The sequence below is a fragment of the Neorhizobium alkalisoli genome, from assembly GCF_007829835.1.
GTDB lineage: Bacteria > Pseudomonadota > Alphaproteobacteria > Rhizobiales > Rhizobiaceae > Neorhizobium.
Map to the genome: position 1 here is coordinate 862,489 of NZ_VIWP01000002.1, position 25,870 is coordinate 888,358.

The 25,870-nt window shown below is 60.8% G+C and carries 27 protein-coding genes; 18 read left to right on the plus strand and 9 right to left on the minus strand.

Features of this window, described 5'->3' with window-relative positions; translation table 11 throughout:
* Positions 1 to 43: 43 nt before the first annotated feature.
* The 5 genes from FHW37_RS09980 to coxB form a co-directional block, all read right to left on the minus strand.
* Positions 44 to 649: a cytochrome c oxidase assembly protein gene (locus tag FHW37_RS09980; protein ID WP_145635550.1), complete on the minus strand. Its 606-nt coding sequence runs from the start codon at positions 647 to 649 to the stop codon at positions 44 to 46.
* Between the two features lie 30 nt (positions 650 to 679).
* Positions 680 to 820: a hypothetical protein gene (locus tag FHW37_RS33525; RefSeq protein WP_186458223.1), complete on the minus strand. Its 141-nt coding sequence runs from the start codon at positions 818 to 820 to the stop codon at positions 680 to 682.
* Complete coding sequence (gene cyoE / locus FHW37_RS09985; protein WP_145635552.1) at positions 817 to 1,773, minus strand: heme o synthase; 957 nt, start codon at positions 1,771 to 1,773, stop codon at positions 817 to 819. The genes FHW37_RS33525 and cyoE overlap by 4 nt, the downstream gene beginning before the upstream one ends.
* 78 nt (positions 1,774 to 1,851) lie before the next feature.
* Positions 1,852 to 3,570, minus strand: a complete 1,719-nt coding sequence (gene ctaD / locus FHW37_RS09990; RefSeq protein ID WP_145635555.1) for a cytochrome c oxidase subunit I — start codon at positions 3,568 to 3,570, stop codon at positions 1,852 to 1,854.
* A gap of 20 nt (positions 3,571 to 3,590) precedes the next feature.
* On the minus strand, positions 3,591 to 4,475 hold the full coding sequence (gene coxB, locus FHW37_RS09995; protein WP_145635557.1) for a cytochrome c oxidase subunit II: 885 nt from the start codon (positions 4,473 to 4,475) through the stop codon (positions 3,591 to 3,593).
* A gap of 435 nt (positions 4,476 to 4,910) precedes the next feature.
* Between coxB and FHW37_RS10000 the strand changes: the two genes are divergently transcribed.
* From FHW37_RS10000 to FHW37_RS10025, 6 genes are all read left to right on the plus strand, one after another.
* Positions 4,911 to 5,558: an invasion associated locus B family protein gene (locus tag FHW37_RS10000; protein WP_145635559.1), complete on the plus strand. Its 648-nt coding sequence runs from the start codon at positions 4,911 to 4,913 to the stop codon at positions 5,556 to 5,558.
* Positions 5,542 to 6,081, plus strand: a complete 540-nt coding sequence (locus FHW37_RS10005) for a YcxB family protein (RefSeq protein ID WP_145635560.1) — start codon at positions 5,542 to 5,544, stop codon at positions 6,079 to 6,081. Before FHW37_RS10000 ends, FHW37_RS10005 begins: the two co-directional genes overlap by 17 nt.
* 263 nt (positions 6,082 to 6,344) lie before the next feature.
* Positions 6,345 to 7,760, plus strand: a complete 1,416-nt coding sequence (gene tldD, locus FHW37_RS10010; RefSeq protein WP_145635562.1) for a metalloprotease TldD — start codon at positions 6,345 to 6,347, stop codon at positions 7,758 to 7,760.
* Positions 7,757 to 8,200 carry a bleomycin resistance protein gene (locus FHW37_RS10015; RefSeq protein ID WP_145635564.1) on the plus strand — a complete coding sequence of 148 codons (444 nt, stop codon included), beginning with the start codon at positions 7,757 to 7,759 and terminating at the stop codon, positions 8,198 to 8,200. Before tldD ends, FHW37_RS10015 begins: the two co-directional genes overlap by 4 nt.
* A gap of 125 nt (positions 8,201 to 8,325) precedes the next feature.
* Positions 8,326 to 9,117 carry a sulfite exporter TauE/SafE family protein gene (locus FHW37_RS10020; protein WP_145635566.1) on the plus strand — a complete coding sequence of 264 codons (792 nt, stop codon included), beginning with the start codon at positions 8,326 to 8,328 and terminating at the stop codon, positions 9,115 to 9,117.
* 152 nt (positions 9,118 to 9,269) lie between these two features.
* A complete protein-coding gene (locus tag FHW37_RS10025; protein WP_145635568.1) occupies positions 9,270 to 10,274 on the plus strand; it encodes a polysaccharide deacetylase family protein in 1,005 nt (334 codons plus the stop codon).
* Positions 10,275 to 10,441: 167 nt separating this feature from the next.
* On the opposite strand, the gene pdxH is transcribed toward FHW37_RS10025, so the two are convergent.
* Complete coding sequence (gene pdxH, locus FHW37_RS10030; RefSeq protein ID WP_145635570.1) at positions 10,442 to 11,062, minus strand: pyridoxamine 5'-phosphate oxidase; 621 nt, start codon at positions 11,060 to 11,062, stop codon at positions 10,442 to 10,444.
* Between the two features lie 59 nt (positions 11,063 to 11,121).
* On the opposite strand from pdxH, the gene FHW37_RS10035 reads away from it, so the two are divergent.
* The 4 genes from FHW37_RS10035 to FHW37_RS10050 all read left to right on the plus strand — a co-directional run bounded on the left by FHW37_RS10035 (position 11,122) and on the right by FHW37_RS10050 (position 14,621).
* The gene (locus FHW37_RS10035) at positions 11,122 to 11,571 is read left to right on the plus strand and encodes an RT0821/Lpp0805 family surface protein (protein ID WP_246690720.1); all 450 of its coding nucleotides are present in this window, start codon (positions 11,122 to 11,124) and stop codon (positions 11,569 to 11,571) included.
* A gap of 198 nt (positions 11,572 to 11,769) precedes the next feature.
* On the plus strand, positions 11,770 to 13,032 hold the full coding sequence (locus FHW37_RS10040) for a DnaJ C-terminal domain-containing protein (RefSeq protein ID WP_145635573.1): 1,263 nt from the start codon (positions 11,770 to 11,772) through the stop codon (positions 13,030 to 13,032).
* 162 nt (positions 13,033 to 13,194) lie between these two features.
* Positions 13,195 to 14,013 carry an enoyl-ACP reductase FabI gene (gene fabI / locus FHW37_RS10045; RefSeq protein WP_145635576.1) on the plus strand — a complete coding sequence of 273 codons (819 nt, stop codon included), beginning with the start codon at positions 13,195 to 13,197 and terminating at the stop codon, positions 14,011 to 14,013.
* 20 nt (positions 14,014 to 14,033) lie between these two features.
* The gene (locus tag FHW37_RS10050) at positions 14,034 to 14,621 is read left to right on the plus strand and encodes a histidine phosphatase family protein (protein ID WP_145635578.1); all 588 of its coding nucleotides are present in this window, start codon (positions 14,034 to 14,036) and stop codon (positions 14,619 to 14,621) included.
* Between the two features lie 45 nt (positions 14,622 to 14,666).
* Here FHW37_RS10050 and FHW37_RS10055 read toward each other — a convergent pair whose 3' ends face one another.
* Positions 14,667 to 14,927: a DUF1344 domain-containing protein gene (locus FHW37_RS10055; protein WP_145635580.1), complete on the minus strand. Its 261-nt coding sequence runs from the start codon at positions 14,925 to 14,927 to the stop codon at positions 14,667 to 14,669.
* A 341-nt stretch (positions 14,928 to 15,268) separates the two neighbouring features.
* Between FHW37_RS10055 and FHW37_RS10060 the strand changes: the two genes are divergently transcribed.
* From FHW37_RS10060 to ribB, 3 genes are all read left to right on the plus strand, one after another.
* Entirely contained in the window at positions 15,269 to 18,394 is a 3,126-nt protein-coding gene (locus FHW37_RS10060) for a bifunctional diguanylate cyclase/phosphodiesterase (RefSeq protein WP_246690721.1), read from the plus strand.
* Between the two features lie 227 nt (positions 18,395 to 18,621).
* Complete coding sequence (gene aroC / locus FHW37_RS10065; protein WP_145635582.1) at positions 18,622 to 19,719, plus strand: chorismate synthase; 1,098 nt, start codon at positions 18,622 to 18,624, stop codon at positions 19,717 to 19,719.
* Between the two features lie 11 nt (positions 19,720 to 19,730).
* The gene (gene ribB / locus FHW37_RS10070) at positions 19,731 to 20,831 is read left to right on the plus strand and encodes a 3,4-dihydroxy-2-butanone-4-phosphate synthase (protein ID WP_145635584.1); all 1,101 of its coding nucleotides are present in this window, start codon (positions 19,731 to 19,733) and stop codon (positions 20,829 to 20,831) included.
* A gap of 54 nt (positions 20,832 to 20,885) precedes the next feature.
* Here ribB and FHW37_RS10075 read toward each other — a convergent pair whose 3' ends face one another.
* The gene (locus FHW37_RS10075) at positions 20,886 to 22,079 is read right to left on the minus strand and encodes a winged helix-turn-helix domain-containing protein (protein ID WP_145636067.1); all 1,194 of its coding nucleotides are present in this window, start codon (positions 22,077 to 22,079) and stop codon (positions 20,886 to 20,888) included.
* 107 nt (positions 22,080 to 22,186) lie between these two features.
* On the opposite strand from FHW37_RS10075, the gene FHW37_RS10080 reads away from it, so the two are divergent.
* Genes FHW37_RS10080 through FHW37_RS10090 form a run of 3 tightly spaced genes read left to right on the plus strand, consistent with a single transcriptional unit; the run spans position 22,187 to position 24,059 of the window.
* Entirely contained in the window at positions 22,187 to 22,864 is a 678-nt protein-coding gene (locus FHW37_RS10080; RefSeq protein WP_186458205.1) for an energy-coupling factor ABC transporter ATP-binding protein, read from the plus strand.
* On the plus strand, positions 22,861 to 23,466 hold the full coding sequence (locus FHW37_RS10085) for a CbiQ family ECF transporter T component (RefSeq protein WP_145635589.1): 606 nt from the start codon (positions 22,861 to 22,863) through the stop codon (positions 23,464 to 23,466). The genes FHW37_RS10080 and FHW37_RS10085 overlap by 4 nt, the downstream gene beginning before the upstream one ends.
* Positions 23,467 to 23,495: 29 nt before the next feature.
* Positions 23,496 to 24,059 carry a biotin transporter BioY gene (locus FHW37_RS10090; protein ID WP_145635591.1) on the plus strand — a complete coding sequence of 188 codons (564 nt, stop codon included), beginning with the start codon at positions 23,496 to 23,498 and terminating at the stop codon, positions 24,057 to 24,059.
* Between the two features lie 21 nt (positions 24,060 to 24,080).
* Here the strand turns inward: FHW37_RS10090 and FHW37_RS10095 are convergent, their stop codons facing one another.
* Entirely contained in the window at positions 24,081 to 24,479 is a 399-nt protein-coding gene (locus FHW37_RS10095; protein ID WP_145635593.1) for an acyl-CoA thioesterase, read from the minus strand.
* 186 nt (positions 24,480 to 24,665) lie between these two features.
* On the opposite strand from FHW37_RS10095, the gene FHW37_RS10100 reads away from it, so the two are divergent.
* Entirely contained in the window at positions 24,666 to 25,598 is a 933-nt protein-coding gene (locus FHW37_RS10100) for a histone deacetylase family protein (RefSeq protein WP_145635595.1), read from the plus strand.
* A gap of 1 nt (position 25,599) precedes the next feature.
* Complete coding sequence (locus FHW37_RS10105) at positions 25,600 to 25,854, plus strand: exodeoxyribonuclease VII small subunit (RefSeq protein ID WP_145635597.1); 255 nt, start codon at positions 25,600 to 25,602, stop codon at positions 25,852 to 25,854.
* The last annotated feature ends 16 nt before the right edge of the window (positions 25,855 to 25,870 follow it).

Here is a 25,870-nt window from a genome sequence, read left to right on the forward strand (position 1 = left end):
TGAAACTATATGCGAAACCTCTTCGCCGAAACCGGCGAACCTCTTAAAGCTTGCCGTCCTTCGCCTCACCCTTGGCAGGCAAAGCCGCAACCGGCTTCGGCGTCTGGCCCGGGTAGAACGTATAGGACAGCGTAATCGTCTTTATGTTCTTCGTCTCGTTGGTTTTGGCGATATCGGGATCGACATAGAAGATGACAGGCATCTGCACCGTCTCGCCCGGCTTCAAGGTCTGTTCGGTGAAACAGAAACACTGGACCTTGTTGAAATAGACGGCGGCTTCCATCGGCGTGACGTTGAACACGGCCTGACCCGTCGTCTGATAAGGCGAACGGTTGGTCGCCGTGAACTCCACCTGGCCGGTCTCGCCGATCTTCAATTCGACCGGCTTTGCCGGCTTGAAATCCCAGTTGAGACCATTGGAAATATTGGCGTCGAAGGTGATCTGAACCTTCTTGTCGAGGATCTTGTCGGAATACTGCTCGACACGCTGGGTCGTGCCGTTATAGCCGGTGACCTGACAGAAGAGACGGTAAAGCGGCACGGAAGCATAGGCGGCGCCGACCATGCAGGCGACGAAGACCGCGCAGCCGCCGAAGATCGCGGCGTTGCTGACCCGCTTCACCTGACCGTTCTGAACCTCTCCTCCCATGCGGCCCTCCCAGACCTTCACTCGTTCCGGCTAGTTCCAGAACCCGCCGATCTTGATCAGCGTTATCAGATAAAAAAGCACGCAGAGGCCGCCCAGCACCAGGCCGAGCGCCACATTGCGGTTGCGGCGGGACTTTTTCTGCGCTTCGTTAAGCTTGACCGTTTCGATCACGCAGCCCCTCCAAACAGGTGCATCAGGTTTGCCGCCAGATGGTCGGCCATCAGCGCGGAAAAGATCGCGAACAGGTAGAAGATCGAATAGAAGAACATCTTCTTTGCCGGCAGCATTTTTTCGTCGCCATCGGGCATGCGCAGCACCAGAACGGAATACCAGGTGAAGATGAGGCTGAGGATGCCGGCGAAGATGCCATAGCCGATGCTAGCAAGGCCGGTGAAGGCGGGTGCGACGGCGACCGCCATGGTCAGCAGCGTGTAGACGAACATCTGCCGCTTGGTGGAGCGCTCGCCGACGACATTCGGCATCATCGGCACACCGACCGAACCGTAGTCGCGCATCTTGAAGAGCGCCAGCGCCCAGAAATGCGGCGGGGTCCAGAGGAAGGTGATCATGAACAGGATGACGCTGTCGAGCGAGACGCCGCCCGTCACGCAGGCCCAGCCGAGCATGGGCGGGAAGGCGCCGGCGGCACCGCCGATGACGATGTTCTGCGGCGTCGAGCGTTTTAGCCACATCGTATAGACGACGGCGTAAAAGAAGATCGTGAAAGCGAGCAGGCCGGCGGCGAACCAGTTGACGGCAAGACCGAGAATGGCAACCGAGAAGGCCGAGAGCGTCAGGCCGAAGGCCAGCGCTTCCTGCGGCTTGATGCGGCCGTCCGGAATGGGGCGCTTGGCGGTGCGGGTCATGACGGCGTCGATATCGGCGTCATACCACATGTTGAGCGCGCCCGAGGCTCCGGCGCCGACGGCGATACAGAGAATGGAGATAATCGCCAGAACCGGGTTGATATGGCCCGGCGCCAGGACAAGACCGGCAAGGGCGGTAAAGACGACCAGCGACATGACCCGCGGCTTCAGAAGTTCGAAGAAGTCACGCGCTCCCGCTTCAGACAGGATGAGGCTCGTGTCCTTGCCGAGAGCGTCGTGATTGTCGATGACCGTCATTTTGAACCTAGTAACCTGTTGGATGAGGCACCGCCGCGAATGCGATGCCTCATGGAGACCCCTTGGGAAGGCCGCGCGTCAGCGGATGCGCGGCAACTGTTCCCATTGATGGTAAGGCGGGGGCGAAGACAGCTGCCATTCGAGCGTCGTTGCGCCCTCACCCCATGGATTATCGCCGGCCACCCGCTTTTTCGCAAAAGCCTCCCAGACGCCGAAGAGGAAGATCAGCACGCCTACGAAGGAAATGTAGGAGCCGACCGAAGAGACATAGTTCCAGCCCGCAAAGGCATCGGGATAATCGATGTAGCGGCGCGGCATGCCGGCAAGGCCGAGGAAATGCTGCGGGAAGAAGACCAGGTTGACGCCGATGAACATCACCCAGAAATGCAGGTTGCCGATCTTCTCGTTGTACATGTACCCGAACATTTTCGGGAACCAGTAGTACCAGGCGGCGAAGATGGCGAAGACTGCGCCGAGCGACAGAACGTAGTGGAAGTGAGCCACAACGTAATAGGTGTCGTGCAGCGAACGGTCGAGGCCGGCATTGGCGAGCTGGACGCCCGTGACACCACCGACCGTGAACAGGAAGATGAAGCCGATCGCCCAGATCATCGGCGTACGGAAGGTGAGAGAGCCACCCCACATGGTCGCGATCCACGAGAAGATCTTGATACCGGTCGGCACCGCGATGACCATGGTCGCGAAGACGAAGTAACGCTGTGCATCGAGCGACAGGCCGACCGTATACATATGGTGGGCCCAGACGATGAAGCCGACCGCGCCGATCGCCACCATCGCGTAAGCCATGCCGAGATAACCGAAGACCGGCTTTTTCGAGAAGGTCGAGATGATGTGGCTAATGATGCCGAAGCCGGGCAGGATCAGAATGTAGACTTCCGGGTGGCCGAAGAACCAGAACAGGTGCTGGTAGAGGATCGGGTCACCGCCGCCTTCCGGCGCAAAGAAGGTCGTGCCGAAATTGCGGTCGGTCAGCACCATGGTGATGGCACCGGCGAGAACCGGAAGCGACAGGAGCAGAAGGAAGGCCGTCACCAGCACGGCCCAGGCAAAGAGCGGCATCTTGTGCAGCGTCATGCCCGGAGCGCGCATGTTGAGGATCGTGGTGATGAAGTTGATCGCGCCGAGAATGGACGAGGCACCGGCAACGTGCAGCGAGAAGATCGCCAGATCCACCGCCGGTCCCGGATGACCGCCGATCGACAGCGGCGGATACATGGTCCATCCGCCGCCCGCGCCATAAGCGCCTGCCGGGCCTTCGACGAACATCGAGAGCAGCAGCAGGATGAAGGCCGGGACGATCAGCCAGAAGGAAATGTTATTCAGGCGCGGGAAAGCCATGTCCGGCGCGCCGATCATGATCGGCACCATCCAGTTGGCGAAACCGCCGATCATGGCCGGCATGACCATGAAGAAAATCATCACCAGGGCGTGGGCCGTGGTGAAGACGTTGAACATGTGCTTGCCGCCATCGATCGCGGCATCGCCCTCATAACCGTAGACCATGGAAGCCAGACCGTGAAAAATCTGGATGCCCGGTTCCTGCAGCTCCATGCGCATGGCGACCGACAGAAGGCCGCCGATGATGCCGGCAATGATCGCGAAGATCAGATAGAGCGTGCCGATGTCCTTGTGATTGGTCGAGAACAGCCAACGGGCGGCAAAACCCGGCTTGTGGCCGTGATGATCATCATGTGCATGATCATGAGAGTGGTCGTGGCCCGCATGATCGTGAGAATGATCATGGGAATGTGTGTCGTGCGTGGAATTTCCAGCCATTGTCTTTTACCTTCCCGTGATCAGTTCGAAACGTTCGCCGCAACGACAGTGCCGGTTTCCGGCTTGTCGGCGGATGCGATCAGCGCCTTATAGGCGCCGGGAAGATCACTGGCTGCCTGGGCGAGCCAGGTCTTGTACTTGTCCTCGGAGACGATCCGGATGGCGATCGGCATAAAGGCATGGTCCTTGCCACAGAGCTCGGAACACTGGCCGTAATAGAGGCCTTCCTTCTCTGCCTTGAACCAGGTCTCGTTGAGACGGCCCGGAACGGCATCGATCTTGACGCCGAAGGCCGGCATGGCGAAGGCGTGGATCACGTCGGTCGGCGCGGCCGTCACCAGAACGCGCACCACCTTGTTGACCGGCAAGACCATTTCGTTGTCGACGGCCAGAAGATGCGGGTAAACCGCCTTGTCTTCCTTGCCGGCGGCAGCGCGATCGACATCCTTCAGAAGGTAGCTGTCGAAGGCGACCGGCGACTGGCCGCCCTCATATTCGTAGTTCCACTGCCACTGGGTGGCCGTCGCCTTGACCGTCAGGTCGGCGTCCGGAAGCTCCAGCTGGTTGTTCAGAAGATTGAACGAGGGAATGGCGAGAAAGAACAGGATCAGGACCGGTGCAACCGTCCAGATGATTTCGATCGCCGTATTATGGCTCGTGCGCGACGGCACCGGATTGACGCTGGCGCGGAATTTGACCGCAACCACGACCAGAAGCACGAGGACCAGCAAGGTCACGGGCACAATAAACCAGAGCGTATAGTGCTCGAACCACTTGATCTGGTGCATGATCGGCGAAGCCGGCTGCTGAAGATCCATCTGCCACGGCCTCGGCTGGTCTGCAAAACCGGCCGGGGCCAAGAACAGACAGATAAGCGCCGCCATAGCTGCGAAAGCTCTGTTCATCTCGATACCTCTCTCCCCTGCACCTGGAGGCCGCGCAAACGGAGCACGGAATCCAGGCTCTCTCCTCCTTGCTTCAATCACAATTTGCCTACTGCCGCAACAGATTCGCGGAAAAGGCCATGCGGCATTTTGTGCCGGATGGCGCCTTTTTCACGCCTGCCCGGCGGCTCCTTTCAGCCTGTTTAAAGAAGGCCAAAGCCGCACTCCTTGACGAAAATCAACACTTAAACCAGCGCAGGCCACCAGGACGACCTTTGCGGGAAAACCCGCACCTCTCCCGGCCAGGGCGCACCGCAGCGCGAATGAAAATGCTTATATGGTGGAAAACACCGGGTCCCACTTTCGCCGCACTCGGCTGGGATGAGGGCGGGGCTTTTCAATTGGCGCGGTGAGCGCCATGAATACCGCACTTGATTCGTCCATCCAGAGGTTTCCATGGGTCGTCCCTCCCGTCTTCGCGCTTGCCTTGCCTTGATGCTTGCGGGGGCCGTTGCCTTTCCCGCTTTCGCTCAGCAGCCGGGACCACGGCCGACCCCCAATACTTCACAATCCGGCAATAGCGCCCTTCCCGGCCTTGCGCCGCCGAGCGGCGGTGCGGCCCCGAAAACCTCGCAGCCGACCCAGCAGGCGCCGCAGCCTTCGGCGCAGACGCCCGGCAACGTGAAGGAAAATCACGGCGCCTGGTCGATCATCTGCGACAAGCCGGCCGGCGCCTCGGCCGAACAGTGCGCGATGATGCAGAACGTGATTGCCGAAGACCGGCCGGAAGTCGGCCTCTCGGTCGTCGTTCTGAAGACCGCCGACCGCAAGGCGCGCATCCTGCGCATCCTGGCGCCGCTCGGCGTCCTTCTGAAGGACGGCATGGAACTCTATGTCGACAACAACAATATCGGCCGCGCCTATTTCACCCGCTGCTTCTCGGAAGGCTGCTATGTGGAAGTGGAGATCGACGACGAACTGATGCGCATCCTGCGCGCCGGCAAGGCCGCCGTCTTCGCTCTGCGCGAATCCGCCGACCAGGATCGCGTCGGCATTCCGATCGAGCTCACCGGGTTCGGTGAAGGTTATGACGCGCTGCCGTGATCTCGAAATCCCGATGAGCCAGCCGGACGCCCAGAAATTCACCCTTCGTTACGACGATGACATCGTGCGCGACGCGGCCAATGCCTATGTCTGGCAGAGAGCCGTGCTCGAGCAGAAAACGATGTGGACCGTCTCCGTGCTGATGGTGATCTTTGCCGTTTATCTGATCGCGACCGGCGGGACCGTGCTGTTTACGGTCGTCATGCTGGCTCTGGCCGTCGCACCCTTCGCCATCGTCGGTTTCAGCCGCCACAAGCATCACGCCGAAGCGTTTGGCCGCTACCGCAACATGCGCGAGCCGAAACTTGAGATCACGGTCGATGCGGCCGGTATCGACATCCGCTCCGATCTCGGCAATGGACGCATGAACTGGCGCGACATCAAGGAGATCTGGGAACGTCCGCGGTCGTTCATGATCTTCAGCGACGAGGAAACCTATGTCGCCCTGCCGCGGGATGGCATGCCGCAAGAGGTTCAGGCTGAACTCAAAGGCCGGTCGGCCGCACTGCGCAGCGTCGCCTGAGGCTTGCGCAGGTCCGTTGCGGGTCCTACATCGGGTTCCAGACATTTTTGGTTCGGGCGCGCTGTAATTGCCCCTCACCCTAACCCTCTCCCCGTTTAAACGGGGAGAGGGGACGTGCCACATCGAAACTTCGCTCTTGGAGTGAGACGGTGCGGCATATCCCTTCGCCCCGCTTGCGGGGAGAAGGTGCCGGCAGGCGGATGAGGGGCAATGCGCGCAAGAATCAAGCCGGAAAACCTCTGGCCAGCGGAGCATATATAGCGATGAATACCGACCTCCTCTCCCTGTTCGACGCCGACGAGACCAAGCTGCGCTCGATCCTGTCCGAAGCGCTGACCGGCGCCGATGACGGCGAGCTTTACATCGAACATGCGCAGGCGGAATCGCTGACATTCGACAATGGCCGCCTGAAGGGTGGTTCGTTCAACACCGACCAGGGTTTTGGCCTGCGATCGGTTGCGGGCGAGGCTGTCGGTTATGCCCATGCGGGCGAGCTTTCGGCCGCCGCCCTGTCGCGCGCCTCGGATGCCGTGCGTGCCGTCACGGCCGGTTATTCCGGCAATTACGCCGCCGCTCCGCAGCGCACCAACAAGAAATATTATGGCGATGAAAACCCGATCGGTTCGCCGAGCTTCGAGGAAAAGGCGAAGCTCCTGGCCGAGATCGACGCCTATCTGCGCGACAAGGATCCATCGGTGCGGCAGGTGACGGCATCGATCGCCGCCAGCTGGCAGGTGGTCGACATCCTTCGCGCCGACGGCCATCGTGTGCAGGATATCCGCCCGATGACGCGGCTCAACATTTCCGTCGTGGTCGGTGACGGCGACCGGCAGGAATCGGGTTCGTTCGGCACGGGTGGCCGTATTGGCTTTGGCGATTTCGTCACCGAAGGCAACTGGCATACCGGCGCCGACGAGGCGCTGCGGCAGGCACTGGTCAACCTCACGGCAATCGACGCCCCGGCCGGCACGATGGATGTCGTGCTGTCTTCCGGCTGGCCGGGCGTGATGCTGCACGAAGCCGTCGGCCACGGACTGGAAGGCGATTTCAACCGCAAGAAGACCTCCGCCTTTGCCGGCCTGATGGGCGAGATGGTCGCCGCTCCCGGCGTCACCGTCGTCGACGACGGCACGATCGACAACCGCCGTGGTTCGCTGACGATCGACGACGAAGGCACGCCGTCGGCCTATAACGTACTGATCGAGAACGGCCGCCTCGTCGGCTATATGCAGGATCGTCAGAACGCACGCCTGATGGGCGTCGCCCCGACCGGCAATGGCCGTCGTCAGGGTTATGCCTACCAGCCGATGCCACGCATGACCAACACCTACATGCTCGGCGGCGACAAGAGCCCCGAAGAGATCATCGCGTCCGTCAAGAAGGGCATCTATGCCGTCTCCTTCGGTGGCGGCCAGGTGGACATCACGTCAGGCAAGTTCGTGTTCGGCTGCACCGAGGCCTATATGATCGAGAACGGCAAGGTCGGCCCTGCCATCAAGGGCGCCATGCTGATCGGCAACGGCCCGGATGCGATGAAGCGCGTCTCGATGGTCGGCAACGACATGAAGCTCGACACCGGTATCGGCAATTGCGGCAAGGGCGGCCAGTGGGTGCCGGTCGGCGTCGGCCAGCCGCATCTGCGCATGGATCAGGTGACGGTCGGCGGCACCAAGACGTGACGTCGCAAAGCTCGAACGCGCTCGTCCCGGAACTCGCCGTCAGCGACTGGCGTAAAAGCCGCGAGTTCTATTGCGAGCTGATCGGCTTCTCCGTGGTTTACGAACGATCCGAAGAGGGTTTCGTCTATCTGTCGCTTGGTGAGGCGGAGCTGATGCTCGACCAGATCGGCGTCGGGCGTGACTTCGATCTTTCCGACTCGCCACTCACCTATCCGTTCGGTCGCGGCTTGAACCTGCAGATCAGGGTTTTGGCAATCGATGTCATTCTCGAAAGGCTGCATGCGGCAGGAATTGCGCTTTATTTGCCGCCGGAAGAGAAATGGTATCGGATAGGCGATCTGGAAAGCGGAAACAGACAGTTCGTGGTCGCGGATCCGGACGGTTATCTGTTGCGGCTGTTTGAGGATCTTGGAGAGAGGCCGCACACCGTGACCACATGACGGCCGCGGCGTCGATACCTGCAGGGCAAAAGTTCGTTCGCGGCTGACCGACAAGATCATCCGCTTGACTTGCGGGCGGAAATCTCGCCACTGTCCGGCCTTTCCCGTCACACGCAGTCTTTCCCATGGATACCCCCTCCCCGCTCGCAGCCTTTTTTGCCGACTGGCTTCCCGGCCATTCGCCGGAGCAGCTTGCCTTCGTGTTTGCGGCGGCGCTGATTGCAGGTCTAGCGCGTGGTTTTTCCGGCTTTGGCGGGGCGCTGATCTTCGTGCCGCTGGCGAGCGCTGCGGTCGGCCCAAAAATAGCTTCGGCCCTGCTTCTCGTCATCGATGGCGTCATGACGCTCGGCATGGTGCCGGATGGCTGGCGAAAGGCCAATCGGCGCGAGGTCTTCACCATGCTGTCGGGGGCGCTGGTCGGCGTTCCGACGGGAACGGCGGTGCTTGCGCTTCTGCCCTCGATCACGCTGCGCTGGATCATCTCGATCGTCGCAATCTGCCTCCTCGTCTTCCTCATCTCCGGCTGGCGTTATCATGGCCGGCCGAAGACGCCGATGACGGTCGGGGTCGGGCTGCTTGCCGGCATATTCGGGGGAGCCGCGCAGATGTCGGGGCCGCCGGTCGTCGCCTACTGGCTCGGCGGCACGATCGCCGCATCAGTCGTGCGGGCCAATCTCATCTTCTATTTCGCACTCTCGACGGTGATCTCGGCCGCCTCCTATATCATCGGCGGATTGCTGACGCCGGAGGTGCTGATTATCGCCGTCATCATCGCGCCGGCCTACGGGCTCGGGCTTTATGGCGGATCGCGGCTTTTCGGTGTGGCGAGCGATATTACCTTCCGGCGGATCTGCTTCTTCCTGATCGCCGCTGCCGTGCTGGTCGGCCTGCCGCTGTTCGACAGCCTGCGGCCCTGACCACCTGTTGCAACCGCCTGTCAGCTTTCTTCAGCAACGCTTAACGTATAACGCGATACAGTTTCGGCTTGGCGGACAACACGGGCGTAATCGTAGTGGGGAATACGAAAGCGAAGCTGCGGACCTTATGGCGCCGCTACTGGAGACGGCGGATGATGGCTGGCGGCCTCGATCTTGCGGCCATCCTGTCACGCGCCGGGCTGATGCAACACGCCCGCGGCCGTGGCGCGATCTTTACCCTGCATCACGTGCGCCCGAAACAGTCCCAGCCGCTCGAGCCGAGCGCCCATCTCGAAGTGACGCCGGAATTCCTGGCCGAAGCGATCGAATGTCTTGCGGCAGAAGGCTACGATTTCATTCCGCTGGCGGATGTGCCCGCACGGCTGGCTTCCCCGACCTCAAAACCGTTTGCCGCCTTTACGCTGGATGACGGTTATCGCAACAATGCCGAATATGCGCTGCCGGTGTTCGAGCGCTATCACGTGCCCTTCACCGTGTTCGTAACGCGCGGCTTTGCCGAACGCAGCCATTCGCTCTGGTGGGAAACACTGGCCGTGCTTCTCGGCCGGGAAAACAAGGTGACTTTCGATTTCGGTTACGGGGCCGAAACTCTCGACCTCTCCACCGTGTCGCGCAAATTCGATGCCTTCGAGCGCTTCGCGGACTTTGTCTCGGACAATGACGAGGCGACGGCCATCGCGAAGGTCGATGCGTTGGCGCTGAGCCATGGCGTCGATCCGCTGAAGATCACCGCCGAACTCACCATGACACCGGAAGAGCTTAAAACCCTGTCGGCCCACCCGCTCGCTTCGCTCGGCGCCCACACGACGAGCCATCGGGCGATTTCCCGGCTCTCGCCGGCAGAGGCGCAGGCGGAGATGCGGGAATCGGCCGACTATGTCGAGCAGCTGACCGGCAAGCGTCCCGTCACGATCGCCTATCCCTATGGCACGCGCCAGGCCGTGTCGGAACGCGAATACCAGATCGCCCGCGACCTCGATTTCTCGGTCGCGGTCACCACCCAGCCGGGCACGATCTGCGAGAAAAGCATGAGCCGGCTGACCGGCCTGCCGCGCATTTCGCTGAACGGGTTTTACCAGCACGCGCGTTATGTCTCGGCGCTGGCCTCGGGCATTCCGTTCACCGTCGCGAAATAGGCGCTTCCCCAAAGACCCCTCCCCACCCTCCCCACAAGGGGGAGGGCTTAACCCGGCCGATCCGCCTCAACCTTATTTGAAGCAGGAGAGCGCTCCAGGTCTTCTCCCCCCTTGTGGGGGAGATGGCCGGCAGGCCAGAGAGGGCCTTCAGCCAAAACAGATATTCCTCACGGATACATCCGCACCTTTTCCCAATTGCCTTCCGGCGTCTCGCGGCGGAATTCGATACGGTCGTGCAGTCGGAACTGGCGGTCATGCCAGAATTCGATCGAGACCGGACGGATACGGAAACCGGACCAATAGGGCGGCCGGGGGATCTCGCCGATCGCGTATTTTGCCGTGTATTCGGCGACCGACTTCTCCAGCGCGAATCGCCCTTCGAGCGGCCGGGACTGTTTTGAGGCCCAGGCACCGATTCGGCTGCCCCTTGCCCGCGAGGCATAATAGGCATCGGCTTCGGCATCCGTGACGATTTCCACGGGGCCGCGAAGACGGACCTGACGTCTTTGTGATTTCCAGTGAAAGACCATCGCGGCCTTCTTCTGGCCGAGGATCTCCTGACCCTTCTGGCTCTCGAAATTGGTATAGAAAACAAAGCCGTTTTCGTCATAACCCTTGAGCAGGACCATGCGCACATTGGGCAGTCCATGCTCGTCCACCGTTGCCAGCGCAACGGCATTGGGATCGTTGATTTCGGTGGCTTCCGCGTCCTTCAACCACTTGCCGAACAAGGCGAAGGGCTCGCTTTCCTCGGTGAAGTCACCGCTTGTTAACCCGATTGCAGCCATATTGACTAAAATACTCCCAGTCTGTTGAACATGCCCGAGACCTCCGGACAGGACCCAAGGTGGTAGTGATAGCAAAGTCGAAGTGCCGTAAACAGTGGTCGAACCTGACGAGCCCGTTCGGGGTCGCAGCCGTGGCCTGCCTGCTCCTCAGCGGCTGCACCAGCAGCATGGATCTGTTCAGCAGTGCCGACAAGGTCGATCGCAGCATTTCGACGGGCACCGTGCCGAAGGTCAAATCCGGCGACGCACAGTCCGACGAAACGACGGTCCGCAATGCCGTGACCTCGGCCGACCTTGCCAAGGTCGGCGGCAATCCCCTCCCCTGGGCCAATTCCGCGACCGGCAGTGCCGGTGTCGTCTCGACGATCCGTGAAGATCGCGGCCAGGGTCATGTCTGCCGCGCCTTCACGACGACCCGCCATTCCTATGAAGGCGTCGCGATGTTTTCCGGTCAGGCCTGCATGACCGACAAGGGCGACTGGCTGTTAACCGCCTTCGACCGCCAGTAGACCGATTATTTACCCTAACCGGTATCGGTTGCAGCGCGTAACCACTGATTCAGGACTTCCCTCCTAGTTTAATCGAAATTGACCGGACAGGTGATGGCGCATGAGGAGCCGTCGCCGGTCCAGAGTGTTTTTCGAGTATCGGGGGATCCAGGACATGAGCACGGATCCATCGCCCACAGCGTTACGGGTGGTTTCAAAATGCGTGATCCCTACTCACTGCTCGGCGTGAAGCGAAACGCCAATTCCGATGAGATCAAGGCAGCCTGGCGCACCAAGGCCAAGAGCATCCATCCCGATCACAATCAGGACGATCCGGAGGCCGGCTCGCGTTTCGCGGAGGTCGGACAGGCCTATGAACTCCTGAAGGACCCACAGCGCCGGCAGCGTTATGACAAGGCGGCAGAGATGCAGCAGACCTATATGCAACAGCGCCAGTCGGCCCGCGAGGCGGAAGCCCGTGCGAGGGCAGCAAGAGCCAATGCGGAAAAGGTGATGGAAGAGCTGGCGCGCGCCAATGCGCAGCGCGCCCAGGCCGCCGCTTCCGCCGCGCAGCAGGATCAGGCTGCAAAGGACAAACAGCAAAAGGCCCAGCAGACGTCCGACCAGGCCAATAAAGCCCAGAACACGGCTGGACAGGCCCAGGCCGGCAACGCGAACAGCCAGCAGGACAAGACCCAGCAGAACAAGGCGGAACAGGGCAAGGCCGAGCAGAGCAAGGCTCAGGGCCCGGAAAGCGCCGAGGACATGATCGAGCGCATCTTCGGCGTCGGCCCTGACGGTGGCCGCTCGGAGACCGCGTCCGGAACGGCTGGTGCAACGAATCAGGACGCCAAGGTTGGCGACTCGGAGAAGACCGACGGCGCGCCAGAGGGCCGGCAACCGCTGCCGGTGATGGCGATCGATCTCATTTCCGCATTGGTACGGCGGATCCGCGGCACCGCGCCGCCGCCGGAAAAGGCGCCGGATCTTGCCATCGAGGCGACGGTCACGATCGACGACCTGTTGAAGCATAATGCGGTGACGCTGCATCTTCCCGAAGAGCGGGACGTGCGCGTTCCCCTCGAAAACGGCATGACGGACGGCCATGTGCTGCGGCTCAAGGGCCAGGGCACAAAGCTGCCGGGCATGAAACAGGGCGATGTCGTCGTGACGCTCAAGGTCGCCAGAGACGCCCGGTTTACCGTGGATGGCTTCGACCTGCACACGGTGCTGCAGATTTCGCTGGAAGATGCGGTACTTGGTGCGGAAGTGACGCTGCCGACGCCGGATGGCGAGAAGCCGCTCACCGTCGAGCCCTGGTCGGGTTCCGATCGCAGCATCCGCGTCAATGGGCTCGGCCTTCGCAATGAGACAGGAAGCCGCGGCGATCTCGTCGTCGAACTTCGTATTGTCCTGTGGGAAAAGCCGGATCAGAAGGTTACCGACCTGATGCGGCACATGCGCCACGGTCTCTTCATCTGACCAAATCGGACAATATTACAGTGCCGTGACAATAGCGGTCGGTTTTCAACCGTTTCGCACCCTTTGTTACGGCCACTAACATGAGATGATACTGGCAAGCTTGAACCCTTGAGCCGCCTATGTCATAGGCAACGAAATTTCCAGACTCTCGAGGGATGCAGAATGGTTCAGGCTTCCGGCCTCATGGCAGGCAAACGCGGCGTCATCTTGGGCGTCGCCAATAACCGCTCGATCGCATGGGGCATTGCAAAGGCCATTCATGCGCAGGGTGGCGAGATTGCGCTGACATGGCAGGGCGATGCACTGAAGAAGCGTGTCGAGCCGCTCGCAGCGGAAATCGGCGCTCATATGGCAGGACACTGTGATGTCATGGACGAAGCGTCGATCGACGCCGTCTTTGCCAATCTTGAAGCAAAATGGGGCAAGCTCGACTTCCTCGTTCATGCAATCGGTTTCTCCGACAAGGACGAACTGACCGGCCGTTACGTCGATACGACGCCGGACAACTTTGCCAAGACGATGCAGATCTCGGTCTATTCCTTTACCTCCGTCGCACGCCGCGCGGAAAAGCTGATGACCGATGGCGGCTCGATGCTGACGCTGACCTATTACGGTGCAGAGAAGGTCATGCCGAACTATAACGTCATGGGCGTTGCCAAGGCTGCACTCGAAGCGAGCGTCAAGTACCTCGCCGTCGACCTCGGCCCGAAGAACATCCGCGTCAACGCCATCTCGGCCGGCCCGATCAAGACGCTGGCTGCCTCCGGCATCGGCGACTTCCGCTATATTCTCAAGTGGAACGAATATAACGCGCCGCTGCGCCGTACCGTGACGATCGAGGAAGTTGGTGATGTTGGCCTTTACATGCTGTCCGATCTGTCGCGTTCGGTAACGGGCGAGACCCATCACGCCGACAGCGGTTATCACGTCATCGGCATGAAGGCGGTCGATGCGCCTGACATCTCGGTCATCAAGGACTGATAAGCCGGGAGGCTGACGGCGTGCTTCATTACGTGATCCGTCACGGCCAGACCGACTGGAATGCGGAAGGCCGGCTGCAAGGCCAGAAGGATATTCCGCTCAACGATTTCGGTCGCCAGCAGGCGACCGGCAACGGCCTCAAGCTGCGCGAACTCGCCGGTGACGGCACCGGCTTTTCCTTCATCGCCAGCCCGCTTTCGCGCACCCGCGAAACGATGGAGCGGATCAGGACCGCGATGGGCCTCGATCCGAAGGATTACCTGACCGACGATCGGCTGCGGGAACTTTCCTTCGGCGATTGGGAAGGCCACACGACCAAAGAAGTCAAACAATTCGCACCTGAAAAGCTGCGCGAGCGCAATCTCGGTAAATGGGGCTTCATTCCCCCCGGCCCGGCTGCGGAAAGCTACGAGATTCTTTCCTGGCGTGTCGGGGCGTGGTTCAATTCCCTGAGCGGACCGACGATCAGCGTCAGCCATGGCGGCGTCATCCGCTCGCTTTTCCGCCTCATCGGCAACATGCCGGAAGACGAAGCGGCGTCAATCTCGATCCCGCAGGATCACATTCTCAGGATCGACAGCGAAACCCGCGAAATCGGCTGGCTCTGACCGATAGGCGGAAGCCTGCCCGCGAACGGGCGGCAGTGAGACGGATTACTGGACGATCTGGAGATCGTCGACGACACGGTTACCGTCGACGACTGTGAAGAAGACGAGAACCTTCACGCCTGCCTTCAGCCCTTCGAAATTGAACTCTTCGGACACTTTGTAGATCTTGCCGTCGTCCAGCGTCAGGCTGAACGACTTCATGTCCACCTTCTTGATGGTCGCCTCGACATCGGCACTTTGTGCCCATGAGCTGAGAGGCGAAAAGATGCTGGCGGTTGCTAGCAGCGCAGCGATCAGAATACGCATGGTCGGAGCCTTCGAAGCGGTGGATGTTGTCCTGTTTCGACGCAAGAATAGCCTTGCGATTGTGGCGAAAATCGCCCCCGACCATGACATTTTCTGTGCAAGTAATCGGCTGATTATTAACCATTTTCAATCGAATGAGCGGTTCCGGCGTGTTCCGCTGCGATTACAGTTAATCGACTCCAAGTATTCGCCGACAAGATTTCGTCCTTCACTTTGTGGGACACCGGGAAATGGGAAATTAACTGAGCCCCAATAGGGTTTTGCCAGCATCACAAGAGTTAACAAGAAAGTATCCCCTCTTGGCGTTCTGGCGTTCGTCTTCCCCAAAATTGCACGGCTTCGTGCACAGCATAAAGGCTCCGACGGCATTTGCCTTCGTGATTGCCTGGATCGTGCTGATCGCCGCAGCAGTGCTCGACCACCAGCATACGCAGAGCTATCGCGACGAGTTGCGTGCATCGGCCGAAAGAGCCGTCGGATCCGTTTCCCGCCGCATCGTCAGCCGCACCGACATGGTCTCCGTCACGGCAGAAAGCATGAAGCATGCGATCGTCAATCACGGCGGTTATACACAGCAGGCCTTTGCCCCGCTGGTGCAGCAGATCATGGCAGATCTGCCCTATCTTTCGATGATCGTCGTCGCACCCGACTTCAAGCCGACCGAATTTCTCGGCCGCGGCGCGCTGCATGGCGCGCTCAACCGCAGCCCCGAAGTGGGCCTCGATCTCGGCGAACTGACATCCGACCTTGCCTCGCTCAAGGGCAAGGCCCGTCCCAGGATATTTTCCGGATCGCAGAAAAACCTGCTGACCTTCGTCGTCCCGATCTTTTCCGGCAGCGAAGTCTCCGCCGAGCCCTGGGGTGCGATCGCGCTGATGATCGACAAGCGTGGCCTGATCGATTCCGGCACACCGGTTTCCACGGTGAGTGACGGCAGCCGGGCAGCGCCTGTTTCGCTCGACTGGCTGAACCTTGCCCTTTTCGATGTCGCCGATTCGAACCGTTTTGCGCTTTTCGGTGACGAGACTGCCGATCCCGAAGCGCCCGTGACCTATTCCGTCCGGGTCAAGGACGCCAACTGGCTGATCGCGGCAACTCCGCGCGCCGGCTGGTCTGTGGCAGCGCCTGACCAGTGGCAGTACCGTTTCGCCCTCATGCTCGGCGTTCTCGCCATTCTCGTGCCGGTCTTCATCGCAACGTCGCTGATTTCCGAACGCAATCGCATCATCGCCACGCTCGAGCGGCGCGAAGCCAATCTTCTCGAACTCTCCCGCCGGCTTGGCCTGGCGATGGAAGCGTCCAATATGGGCATCTGGGAGATGACCGAAGAGGGGCAGAGCCTGATCTGGGACGAGCGTTCCGCAGCGCTGCACGGCAAGGCGCCCGGCGGTCGTCGCGACCGGCTCGGCGAATGGCTGGACTCGATCCATGCCGAAGACAAGGGCCTGGCAGAGGCACATTTCCTTAACTGCATTGCAACGCAGAAGGCCTGCACCGAGACCTATCGCGTCACATTGCCCGATGGCAGCGTGCGTTACCTGCGTTCGGCCGGGACGAGTTTCCGCGGCGAGAATGGTACAAGGCATACGACCGGTATTGTCTGGGAGGTGACGGCCGACATCCTTGTGGCGCAGACGCTGCGCAATGCCAAGGACAATAGCGACATCAAGAATGCCGAGCTGGAACTGGCGCTGGACGAGCTTTCCGACCGCGAACAGAAGCTTGAGGAACTGTCGCAGAAGCTCGATCTGGCGCTCGCCTCCTATGGATGCGGCATCTGGGAATTCAATCCGCAGACCGGAGAGGAAACCTGGGACGCACGGATGTGCCAGCTCTATGGCGTTGCCTATACCGGCAGGCCCCTGCCCCAGAACCTGTGGTTCTCGCTGATGCTGGAGGAAGACCGGGAAGTGGCTGCAGTCGCTTCCGGGCGTTACCTCCAGGGCCATACGGACGAGGCACTTCTCGTGAGGGTGCCGCAGGCAGACGGTACCCTTCGTTATGTTCGTTCCGTCGGCCAGCTGCAGACCGGCCGGGACGGATCGCGCAAGCTGATCGGACTTGCCTTCGACGTCACCAAGGACGAGCTGATGAATGCCGAGCTGAAATCGGCCAAGCAGGAATCCGACGCCAAGAATGTCGAGCTGGAACTCGCCAAGAGCCGCATCGAGCATAATTCGCTGCACGATCCGCTGACGCTGCTCAGCAACCGCCGCAAGCTGGACATGGAGCTCGACCGCCTGTCGCGCGCCAGCCAGGAAACGCGCCAGAAATTCTCGATCCTGCATCTCGATCTCGACCGGTTCAAGCAGATCAACGATACGCTCGGCCATGCCGCCGGCGATGCGATGCTCGTCCATGCCTCGCGCATCCTGTCACGCAATGTGCGCGGTGAAGACATTGTCGCTCGCATCGGCGGCGACGAATTTGTCATCCTCGTGCCGGGCAATTCGACGGCCGAGGAACTGGCACTGCTGTCGCAGCGGATCATCGCCGAATTCCGCCAGCCGCTGGATTTCGAGGGCCTGTCCTGCCGCTGTGGCGTCTCGATCGGCATCGCCCAGGCATCGGGCATGAAAATCGATGCCCGCCGTATTCTCGTCAATGCCGATATCGCGCTTTACCGGGCCAAGGGACAGGGCCGTAACGGCTATGAATTCTTCACGCAGAACCTGCAAGCGGAGATCATCAGCCAGAAGCGCACGGCCGATGAGGTGCTGTCGGCTATCGACAATCATGAATTCGTCACCTGGTACCAGCCGCAGTTTTCGGCACGGACCGGCAAGCTGACCGGCGTCGAGGCGCTGATCCGCTGGAACCATCCGCATCACGGCATTCTGGCACCGGACAGGTTCCTGAAAATTGCCGAGGATCTCAATGTCGCGGCCGTGCTCGACCAGCTGGTTCTCGAAACCGTGCTGAAGGACAAGATGCGATGGGCAGCGATGGGGCTCGAAATCCCCAAGGTCTCCGTCAACGTCTCGTCGAAGCGTCTGCATGACCAGGCATTGATCGATACGCTGAAGACGCTGCCGATCAGGCCGGGCGAAATCTCCTTCGAGCTCGTCGAATCCATCTTCCTCGATGACGGCGACGACCTGATCTCCAGCAATCTCGAACGGATCAAGGCGCTCGGCATCGATATCGAACTCGACGACTTCGGCACCGGCCATACCTCGATCGTCTCGCTGCTGAAACTGAAGCCGAAGCGGCTGAAGATCGACCGGCAGCTGGTCATGCCGATCCTGAGCTCGCCGCAGGAGCGCACGCTGGTCCGCTCGATCATCGACATCGCCCGCTCTCTCGGCGTCGATACGGTGGCGGAAGGCGTCGAAACCATGCAGCATGCCTCCATCCTGCGCGATCTCGGCTGCGACCTTCTGCAAGGCTACGCCTTCTCGCGCCCCCTGCCCTTCGATCGTTTCGTCGCGGCCGCTGCAAAGGACTGGAAGCAGGAAGCCGCCTAAAGCGTGTCGCGATCCTTCAGATTGCTTAGTAAGCGTTAGCCTTTTGTCTTGGCATATCGTTTTCGCAAAACCGCGGCACACTTTTGCGCGACATGCTCTAAGCAACACAGCGTTCACCGCCGCAGGCCACTGCGGCGGCTCTAAGGGCTTGTCGCCCGGCTCCCTTTTCCATATGACAGGCGCTCGAAATGGACGGCATTTGCCGTCGTCATAGCCGGTCAGTCTTCATGTCGCATAATTCATTCGGTCATCTCTTCCGGGTCACCACATGGGGTGAAAGCCACGGGCCGGCGCTTGGCTGCGTCGTCGACGGCTGCCCTCCGGGCATCCGCTTCACGCTTGCCGAGATCCAGGCCTGGATGGACAAGCGCAAGCCGGGCCAGTCGCGTTTCGTGACACAGCGCCGCGAGGACGATATCGTCAAGGTTCTGTCCGGCGTGATGATCGACGAGGACGGTGAGACGATGATCTCCACCGGCACGCCGATCTCCATGCTGATCGAAAATACCGACCAGCGCTCCAAGGATTATGGCGAGATCGCCCGCCGCTACCGGCCGGGCCATGCCGATTATGCCTATGATGTGAAATACGGGATCCGCGACTATCGCGGCGGCGGCCGGTCTTCGGCGCGCGAGACGGCTGCACGCGTTGCTGCCGGCGCTCTGGCGCGTCGCGTGGTGCCGGGTCTTTCCGTGCGTGGCGCGCTGGTTCAGATCGGCAAACACAAGATCAACCGCGCCAACTGGGACTGGGCGCAGGTCGATCAGAACCCGTTTTTCTGCCCGGATCCCGCAATGGTCCCCGTCTGGGAAGACTATCTCGACGGTATCCGCAAGGCCGGCTCCTCAATCGGCGCTGTGGTCGAGGTAGTGGCTGAAGGCGTTCCGGCCGGTATCGGCGCACCGATCTATGCCAAGCTCGATCAGGATATCACCTCCCTGCTGATGTCGATCAATGCCGTCAAGGGTGTCGAGATCGGCGACGGTTTTGCCGCGGCCGAGCTTTCCGGCGAGGACAATGCCGACGAGATGCGGATGGGCAATGACGGCAAGCCGCTGTTCCTGTCCAACCATGCCGGCGGTATTCTGGGTGGCATTGCGACCGGCCAGCCGATCGTCGCGCGTTTTGCGATCAAGCCGACCTCGTCGATCCTGACTGAGCGTCAGTCGATCGATGCCGACGGCAACAATGTCGAAGTTCGCACCAAGGGCCGCCACGACCCCTGTGTCGGCATCCGCGCCGTGCCGATCGGCGAGGCGATAGTCGCCTGCGCCGTTGCCGACCACTATCTCCGCGATCGCGGGCAAACCGGAAAAATCCGCTAGGAAGTTTTGACATGGCCTATGATCAGAAGCGCGTCGTCGATGCAATCCGGGCCTTCGAGGCCGGCGAAATCGTGGTCGTCATGGACGATGACGATCGCGAGAACGAGGGCGACCTGATCGTCGCGGCGGTGCATTGCACGCCGGAAAAGATGGCCTTCATCGTGCGCCACACATCCGGCATCGTTTGCGCGCCGATGCCGCGCTCGGAAGCCAAGCGGCTGAACCTCAACGCCATGGTGGCGGAAAACGACAGCGCCCACACGACAGCCTTCACCGTCTCCGTCGACTTCAAGCACGGCACGACGACCGGCATTTCCGCCGACGACCGGACGTTGACGGTGCGCAACCTTGCCAATCCGAATGCCGGGCCGAGCGATTTCGTGCGGCCGGGCCATATCTTTCCGCTGATCGCCCGCGAAGGCGGCGTGCTGATGCGGTCGGGCCATACCGAGGCTGCGATCGACCTCTGCAATCTCGCCGGCCTGCCGCCGATCGGCGTCATTTCCGAACTCGTCAATGACAACGGCACCGTCATGCGCGGTCCGCAGGTGGCCGATTTCGCCGTTACTCACGGTTTGAAGCAGGTTTCCGTTGCCGAGCTGATCGCCTATCGCCAGCGCAAGGAAACGCTGATCGAGATGCAGTCGAGCTTCGAGGTGCAGACGGAGCATGGCAAGGCTAAGGCGCATGCCTATTCCCTGCCCTGGGATCCGATGCAGCACGTGGCGGTCATTTTCGGCGACATTCGCGACGGCATCGACATTCCGGTGCGCCTGCATCTGGAAGACGTCGTGCGCGACGTTTTCGGGTCCAGCCGCTCGATCGAACGCTATATGGCCAAGATCGAGGAAGAAGGCCGCGGCGTCATCATCTATCTGCGTGAAGGTTCGGTCGGCGTCGGCCAGACGGATACGGTGCGGACGGTTCGCCAGGGCCAGGAAGGCCATGAACAGGCCAAGGCACGGGAAAGCGAATGGCTGGAAATCGGCCTCGGCGCACAGATCCTGAAGGATCTCGGCGTCACCTCGATCAAGCTGCTCACCCGCAGCGAGCGGCACTATGTCGGCCTTGAAGGGTTCGGCATCAAGATTACCGAGACCATCATCTGCTGATCGTGGCCCTCGGCTGAGACTACCCGCAGCAGCGGCCTGCTGCGGGAGAGACGGTCATTCTCCCCGCCATCCCGGTTGGTAGACGACTCTCTCCACCCCAGCAAACTTCCCCACCCGCTGCAATTCCGCGTCGAGCTTTTCCAGCCGGCCGGCGGAGGCCCGAACACCCTTTTCGAGCCAGAGCTTCTTGACATCGAGGACACCTGTCTTGCGGTCGGCCTTCATGTCGATGCGGCCGATCATGCGGTCGCCTTCGAGGATCGGGAAGACGTAATAGCCGTATTGCCGTTTCGGCTCGGGCACGAAAACCTCGATACGGTAAAAGAAATCGAACAGTCGTTCCGCCCGGTCGCGATTGCGCAGGAGCGGGTCGAAGGGGCTGAGGATGCGCACGCGGGCCGGCGGTTCGGTGATGTCGCCGAGATGATCCGGGAAGCCCAGGAAGGCGAAGGATGCGCGCGGCTTGCTGCCGTCGGCGGTCTCGATCAGCACCTCGACCAGTTCGTCGCGATGCGCCTTTACCCAGTCTTTCGCCTCTTCCGGCGTGACGATATCCCAGAAGGCTGCGAGTTCGCCTGACGTGGCAAAACCGAGTTTTGTCATGGCGCTGCGGCAGGCCCAGTCTACGAATTCGTCGTGGCTCACCGCCGGCTCGTGATGGTGCGAGGCGATCACCCTTTCGGTCAGATCGTAGATCTTTTGGAAATTGACGCGGCCGGCGATCGAGAGCTTTCCGGTGTGCCAGTAATATTCGAGCGCCGTCTTGTTCGGATGCCAGTTCCACCAGCCGCCCGACTTGTGATCCTCGACCTTCATGTCCCGCGACATGATCGCGCCGTTTTCGGCAATGTGGCGGAAGGTATCGTCGAAGGCGCTGTCAAAACCTTCGCCATGCCATTTGCGCCAGCGTTCGGCCAGAACCGGTTCGCGGCGGCGAAAGCGGTGTTTCCAGTAGCGGAACAGACGCGCGGGAATGATCGAGGCGTCGTGGGTCCAGTGCTCGAAAAGCTCGCCGTCCTTTTCCAGAAGCGCGGTCAGATGCTCGCGGCGATAGGTCTGGTTGCGCGAAAACAGGATCATGTGATGGGCGCGCTCGACGGTGGCGATACTGTCCACCTGCACGAAGCCGAGATCATCGACCAGCTGCAGCAGGCCGGCCTTGGAAAGCGCACGCCCCGGCGGTTGGGACAGAAGCTGCCGCTCCAGAAAAATTCGTCTCGCCTGATCGTTCGGAATGAGAATCGCCATGGCATGGAGAGTAGGTTGCATCCGGCCGAATTTCAATGTTCACTTTTAGTTCTGATTTCCTCTCCTCCCCGATCTGGATTATAGAGCCCCGGAACAGAGGGACCGGCTTGGATATCCGTTTCGAACAGGCAGAGGCGCGCTTCGAAGGCCGCACCATTCTGCAGCCACTGACACTTTCGCTTGTAGAAAAGCGGATCGGCATTATCGGCCTCAACGGTTCGGGCAAGACGACCTTCGCCCGGATGATCAACGGGCTCGTTGCCCCGACCGCCGGACACGTGACAGTCGACGGTTTCGATACCGTCAAGCAGGCCGATGCGGTGCGCGGCCGGGTCGGCTTCATTTTCCAGAACCCGCAGAACCAGATCATTCTGCCGATCCTCAAAGAGGACCTGGCGCTCGGTCTGAAGCGCAAGAAACTTTCGGCAGCGGAGGTCAAGGCCGCTTCGGATGCGGTTCTTTCCCGTTTCGGCATTGCCCATCTGGCAGAAAGGCGCGCACACGAGCTTTCCGGCGGCGAGCTACAGCTGGCGGCGATGGCTTCCGTTCTCGTGACCCAGCCGGAACTCCTGATCATGGACGAACCGACCAACCAGCTGGACCTGAAGAATCGCAACCTCGTGTCGCGGACCATCGAAGGGCTGCATGAAAGCGTCGTCGTCATCACCCACGATCTCGACCTGATCGGCGATTTCGAGCGGGTTCTGCTGTTTCACCAAGGGCAGTTGGTGGGCGATGGGCCCGCTGACGAAACCATTGAATTCTACCGCGGTCTTGCGGAATGAGAACGCTCTATGTCGAGGGCGGCAGCGTTTTGCACCGGCTTTCGGCGCGGGTAAAACTGATCGGTCTGTTTCTCCTCAGCCTCCTCGTTTTTGCCACCCACTCGCCGGTCCTTTTGGGGATTGTGGCTGTCACCTGTGCGGCTGTCTATCTCTCGCTGAACATCGGCTGGCGCCAGTCTTGGCTACGGATACGGGTCTTTTCGCTGACGATCGTGGTCGTGGCACTTTTTACGCTGGTTCTGGAAAGCCCGGCCGCCGCGCTTGAAACTTTTTTTAGGCTCTCAGCGATGATGCTGGCCGCGGCTGCGGTTACGGCGACGACCACGACCGGCGATTTCATCGACCAGATCACCGCCGCCGCATGGCCGCTGGAACGGATCGGGCTTGTGAAGGCCGCAGATATTGGACTTGGCGTCGGCCTCGTCATTCGATTTGTGCCCGAAGTCGTGATGCGCTATCAGGCCATCCGGGATGCGCATTACGCGCGCGGGTTGAAAATGAACGTCATTTCGACAGCCGTGCCACTGATCATCCTGACGCTCCGCAACGCCGACGAGATCGCCGCCGCAATTGACGCGCGCTCGATCCGCGGGCAGAAATGATACAGAATCAGCGAGAAGGATCGCCAAACATGTCCACCCGCGACCTCGTGCTCGCAGCATTGTTCGCAGCCATCATCGTGGCGCTCGGCATGCTTCCGCCGATCATGCTCGGCTTTATTCCCGTCCCGATCACGGCCCAGTCGCTCGGCGTCATGCTGGCCGGCGTCGTGCTCGGCGCCAGGCGCGGCGTCACCGCCGTTCTTCTCGTTCTCGTTCTCGCAGCGATCGGTCTGCCGGTACTTTCCGGCGGCCGCGGCGGACTTGCCGTGTTCATGGCGCCGACCACGGGCTATCTGATCGGCTGGGTGCTCGGCGCGCTCGTGACCGGTTACGTGTCGCAGACCATGGTTAGCCGCGATCAGTCCGGCCTTGCCCAGGGCGCCAGCTTCTTCATTGCAGCACTGCTTGGCGGCGTCGTTGCCGTCTATGGCCTCGGCGTCACCTATCTCGCCTTCGTCACCGGCATGGGTTTCCTGAAAGCTTTTGTCGGCTCGCTCGCCTTCATTCCCGGCGACGTCCTGAAGGCATTGATCGCAGCGCTTGCCGGCCGTGCCGTCATGGTCGGTTATCCGCTTCTGCCGCAAAGGGCGTAAAAAGCGCGCCTGAGGAAGGCCTCAGTCGAGGAACTGGTAGAACCAGTCACGAAGATCTTCGGGAAGCTGCACCGGTTCGCGGCTTTCCGGATCACTTGCCATCCACACCACTTCGGCTTCCGCCACAGCATCGCTGCCGCGGGTAAACCGCACGAGAAAACCAGCCGACTTGCCGCCGATCTTGCTCACACCAACATGCAGATGCACGAGATCGCCCAGTTTCAGGGGCGCGTGAAATGTGCAGGTAATCTTGCCGACGGTGAAAAAGGGATCGTCCTTCTGCGCCTTGCGGCGTTTCCAGAAGTCGGTGACGGCCTGTTCCGCATGGCCGACATAGGCGGCCCGAAACATTTCGCCGTTCATATCCACATCCCGGAACGGAACGCGGAAATCCTGCAGTTTCACCGTATCCTTGACCACCTTACCCCCTTAAATCCCTCGCCTTACCCGTCAGCGCTTTCTTTTCAGGCCAAACAGGGCGAAGTGCAAGGATAAAGGCCCTGTGCGGTTAACCGGATGCCTGATGATGGACGCGAACCCGGCGCTTGAAAAAGACGGCCATATGCGCCATGTCGGAGGCAACCAACCGAAAAGAGGCCGCTACCCATGACCACGCGCCTTTACGAAAACAAGATCTTTCTCGAACACGCAACACCGCCCGGCCACCCCGAACGCGCCGACCGGCTGCGCTCGCTGGCGATCGCGCTGGAACATCCCAATTTCGAGAAGCTCGATCGCCAGGAAGCCCCGCAGGGCAATGAAGACCTGATCCTCCTCGCACATCCGGAAGAGCATTTGCGCAGTGTCATGCGCGAAATCCCCGAGGAAGACACGATCCACCAGATCGAGGCCGATACCTATGTCGGACCGAAAAGCTTGCAGGCCGCGCTGACCGGGATCGGCGGCGCAGTTGCCGCGGTCGACGATGTGATGACCGGCAAGGTGGACAATGTTTTTGTCGCTGCCCGTCCGCCAGGACACCATGCCGAAAAGAACAAGGCGATGGGTTTCTGCCTGTTCAACAACGTGGCGATCGCCGCGCGACATGCGCAGCAGAGATATGGCGTCGAGCGGATCGCGATCGTCGACTGGGACGTGCATCACGGCAACGGCACCCAGGACATTTTCTGGGACGATCCGTCGGTTCTGTTCTGCTCGACGCACCAGATGCCGCTTTATCCTGGCACCGGCGCCAAGGACGAAACGGGCACGAAAAACACGATCGTCAACGCGCCGCTTTCGCCCGATACCGGCAGCGAGCATTTTCGCGAAGCGTTCAAGAGCCGCGTCCTGCCGGCGCTCGAAAACTTCCGGCCGGATTTCCTTTTGATCTCGGCGGGCTTCGATGCACATCACCGCGATCCTTTGGCGCAGATCAACCTTGTCGGCGACGATTTCGACTGGGCGACGGGACGGCTGATGGAAATTGCCGGGAAATATGCCAATAACCGGGTCGTCAGCCTGCTCGAGGGTGGTTATGATCTCGAAGGACTGGCAGAATCGGCCGGAATGCACATTTGCAGATTGATGAGGGGATAGAATGACCGACGGCACCGACACCATTGATGTCAGCGGCTATTCCTTCGAAAAGGCCGTGGCCGAACTCGAAAGCATCGTGGCACGGCTGGAACGCGGCGATGTGGCGCTCGATGAATCCATCGCGATCTACGAGCGCGGCGAGGCCCTGAAGAAGCATTGCGAAAAGCTGCTCAACGCCGCCGAAAGCCGGATCGAGAAGATCCGCCTCGACCGCTCCGGCAAGCCGCAGGGTGTGGAGCCGCTCGACGGGGAGTGAGCCGCGCCGTCAGACG